Genomic DNA, 3,083 nt, shown 5'->3' on the forward strand with positions numbered 1-3,083 from the left:
CTTGTTGTTTTGGCCACCATGGCCAGCAAAGCTGGCCATGGTGGCCAAAACAACGTCGGTTTTTAGGGCGGCAGCCCTAACGTTGATGCGCATGGGGCTGAAGCCCTCGGCTCTGGTTTGCGAAGGCAGCCTGCGCCGCCTGCATGCGCCGTCGCAGGCGGCGGCCTTCGCCGATAGGATCCCGCGGCTTGAGCGCGCGGGGCTCATCGTTCAGCGGCACGTCGTTGGGCAGTGCTACGTCCCGAGCGAGGCGCTCGTCGGGACGTAGCGCCGCCGCCGGTCACACCGGCAGCGTCCAGGAATCCGGCTCGCGGTACGTCTCGCGCCGCCAGCGCCAGCCCGGGTCGAGGATGGCCCCCGGCTCCCGCACCGTGGCGAGCGCCGTGAGCGCGTAGTGGATCACGCTGAGCTGCTGGGCGCGATTGCCCGGCTCGCCTAGCGGGTGGCCAAACGGCCACTTCAGATGCACCGCCCGCGGCGGGCGCACCCGCTCGGCGATCTCGCGTATCCCGACCACGCAGACGGTCGGGATGCCGGCGGCCTCGATCACCCGCGCGACCAGTCCGACGGACTGGTTGCAGATGCCTCAGGCCGGGGTGAGCAGCACCGCATCGATCTGCTCCTGGCGCAGCCGCCGGGCAACCTCGGGCGCGGTGCGGCGCAGCAGGGTCGCGACGTGGGGCGGCTCGATGTGGCCCATAAAGCTGTAGCTGGTGCCGAGGCCGCCAAGCGCCCCCTGCGCCACCAGCTCGCGCCCGAGGGCCAGCGGGAAGAGGATGTTCATGTCGCGCTCCGCATCGCGGTGGTCGTAGTAGTCGTGGGTGATCATCAGCTGCTCCGCCGGGGTGGTGGCCGGGATCGCGCGGAAGCTCGGGTCGCCGTGTGAGTCATCCATCCGGTAGGGCGGCTGCGTGCGCAGGTGTACGCCGCCCGTCGTGATGAAGGCGAGCCGGCAGCGGTGCAGCGGGGCGCGGAGCCGGCTGAACGGCACGTCATCGCTCGTGAGGGCGTCGAAGTGACGCCCCCATCGGCGGGCCAGGGCCGGGATCCGCGTGTAGAGCTGTCCGTAGGCGCGCCCCATCCACTGTCGCAGACGGTCTGGTATCGGCATGGCATGTCGCTCCATAGGTGCTCGGTGCGCCAGGTGGCTAGGCGTATTCACAGGCGCCTTTCGGATCCGTATCGCTGGCGTCATCACACACCGGGAAGAGGTGCGCGGGCGGAAGCTGCACAAACACCTGCCCGGCCAGCCCGTCGGCGGAGGAGGCGGGCACGCGCGCCCGCAGGGTCTGGTCGCCGACCTGGAGCAGATACTCGCTCTGCTCGCCGCGAAAGGTGTGGGCGAGGATGCGCGCGGGCAGGGTGTTGCGCCCCGGCTCACCACACAGGCGTAGATGCTCTGGCCGGATCGCGTAGGTCGCAGGCCCGTCGCGGCGGCGCTCCGCGCAGATCGCAAAGGTGCCCAGGCTGGTCTGGAGGCTGGCCCCGGCGACCTCGCCGCGCAGGAAGGTCGCGACGCCCATCAGGCGGGCCGCGCGGCGGGTCGGCGGGCGCAGAAACAGCTCGCGCGGCGTGTCGGCGGCCAGCACGGCGCCGCGGTCGAGCAGGGCCACCCGGTCGGCCAGCGCCATGGCCTCGCTGCGGTCGTGGGTGACGAGGATGGTGGTGATGCCCAGCTCACGCTGGATGCGCCGCACCGCCTCCTGGAGCGTCTGGCGCACCGCCGCATCGAGGCTGCTGAAGGGCTCGTCGAGCAGCAGCACCCGTGGGCGCACCACCAGGGCGCGGGCCAGGGCCACCCGCTGCTGCTCGCCGCCCGAGAGCTGGGCCGGGCGCTGGGCCGCGATGCCGGGCAGCTCCACCAGATCGAGCATGCGTGTGACCTCGGCGCGGATCGTCGTGCGGCGGGCGCCCTGCACCCGCAGGCCGAAGGCGATATTCTCGGCCACCGAGAGGAAGGGGAAGAGGTAGGCCTTCTGAAACATCAGCACCGCGCCGCGCCGGTGGGCCGGCACGTCCCGCACGCTCTGGCCGTCAAGGCGGACGTCGCCCGCGTCGGGCGGCTCGATCCCGGCGATCAGCTTGAGGATGCTGGACTTGCCGCTGCCCGACGGCCCCAGCAGGGCCAGCAGCGTGTGCGGCTCCACATTCAGCGAGACGCCCGCGACCGCCGGGTGCTCCTGGCGTGGGTAGGATTTGTGCAGCTCGACGAGCTCAATCTGGGTCATGTCGCCTCCGGCGGAATGTTGAATGTTGAATAGCGTCGCCCTATTCAACATTCAACATTCAACATTGAGCATCTCTCAATATTGCTGCTCCACGCGCGCCGTCCCGCCCGCCAGCGCCCGGGAGGCCAGGGCGATGGCGAGGAGCGGCGGGGCGGCGAAGATCAGGGCCAGGGTGGCGATGCTGGCGGGCCGGCCGCCCGACACCGCCGCGAAGAGCAGCAGCGGCAGGCTGATCACCTGTCCGCCGCCGATCAGCAGGGTGAGCACATACTGGCTCCAGGACACCAGGAAGGCGAACAGCCCGGCGACGATGATGCCCGGCCCGGCCAGCGGCAGGGTCACGCGCCAGATCACCTGCGCGCGCCCGGCCCCCAGGGTGCGCGCCTGCTGCTCGTAGCCCTCGTCGTAGCGGGCGAAGACGCCGAGCAGGGCGAAGACGGTGTAGGGCAGCACCGGCACCAGATGCACGAGCACGACGCCGAGCACCCCGCCAGCCAGGCCGAGGCGCAGGAAGAGGATGTTCAGGCCCATGCCGGTGGCCAGCGGCGGCACCACGCTGGGCAGGAAGAGCAGCAGCAGCACGGCCAGCCGCCCGCAGAAGCGCCGCAGGCCCAGCACATAGGCCGCCGGCAGCCCGATCAGCAGGGACAGCCCCGTCACCGATCCGGCGATCAGGAGGCTCGTCAGGATCGCCTCGCGGGTGCGCGGGCTGCCCAGCTGCTCCTGGAGCGGGCCGAGGGTCCACGCCGCCGGGAGCAGCTCCGGGTAGAACCAGCGATCCGAGCCGGCGTAGAGCAGCAGCGCGGCCACCGGGCCGAGCAGCGCGATGTAGAGCGCGACGCGCAGCGGGAGGCG

At 71.4% G+C, this 3,083-nt stretch carries 5 protein-coding genes; 1 reads left to right on the forward strand and 4 read right to left on the reverse strand.

All coding sequences use genetic code 11. From position 1 onward, the window contains the following. Nucleotides 1-268 (forward strand): hypothetical protein (locus K2Z83_RS16975; RefSeq protein WP_220596373.1); only part of this gene is annotated, 268 nt, incomplete at its 5' end. A 12-nt stretch (nucleotides 269-280) separates the two neighbouring features. Here the strand turns inward: K2Z83_RS16975 and K2Z83_RS16980 are convergent. From K2Z83_RS16980 to K2Z83_RS16995, 4 genes are all read right to left on the reverse strand, one after another. Continuing rightward, nucleotides 281-550, reverse strand: coding sequence for a hypothetical protein (locus tag K2Z83_RS16980; RefSeq protein ID WP_220596374.1), 270 nt, complete (start codon nucleotides 548-550; stop codon nucleotides 281-283). Nucleotides 551-586: 36 nt separating this feature from the next. Next, nucleotides 587-1,111 (reverse strand): glycine/sarcosine/betaine reductase selenoprotein B family protein, encoded by a 525-nt coding sequence (locus K2Z83_RS16985; RefSeq protein ID WP_220596375.1) that lies wholly within the window; start codon nucleotides 1,109-1,111, stop codon nucleotides 587-589. A 37-nt stretch (nucleotides 1,112-1,148) separates the two neighbouring features. After that, a complete protein-coding gene (locus tag K2Z83_RS16990) occupies nucleotides 1,149-2,279 on the reverse strand; it encodes an ABC transporter ATP-binding protein (RefSeq protein ID WP_220596376.1) in 1,131 nt (376 codons plus the stop codon). Between the two features lie 24 nt (nucleotides 2,280-2,303). After that, on the reverse strand, nucleotides 2,304-3,083 hold a 780-nt coding region (locus K2Z83_RS16995; protein ID WP_220596377.1), incomplete at its 5' end, for an ABC transporter permease.

It is taken from the genome of Oscillochloris sp. ZM17-4 (genome assembly GCF_019599295.1).
Taxonomy (GTDB): domain Bacteria; phylum Chloroflexota; class Chloroflexia; order Chloroflexales; family Chloroflexaceae; genus Oscillochloris.